This window comes from Paraburkholderia sp. SIMBA_030 (genome assembly GCF_046535245.1).
GTDB lineage: Bacteria > Pseudomonadota > Gammaproteobacteria > Burkholderiales > Burkholderiaceae > Paraburkholderia.
Genome location: NZ_JAWRXB010001235.1, coordinates 1 through 249 on the forward strand (window position 1 = coordinate 1; position 249 = coordinate 249).

General features: G+C 59.4%; 1 protein-coding gene. It reads right to left on the reverse strand.

The annotated features are described in order from the left end of the window. Positions 1–249: MFS transporter (locus tag SB772_RS43985; RefSeq protein ID WP_410839025.1), on the reverse strand; the 249-nt coding region annotated here is incomplete at both ends.

Genomic DNA, 249 nt, shown 5'->3' on the forward strand with positions numbered 1-249 from the left:
GCGTAAGGCTACAGGGGACCAGCATGGCCGCGGCGATCCCCTGAATCCCTCGCGATACGACAAGCTCAAGAAGCGAGCCAGAAATGGCGCACAAGAGCGAAGACGCGGCAAACAGAACGTTGCCCAAGATAAAAGCGCGTTTGTGACCATACAGGTCCCCGAGTCGGCCTCCCAGGATTAGGAGGGCCGAGAGTGTGAGCGCATATGCTTCGACCACCCATTGGATCTGCGGGGCGGTCGCCGTGAAAT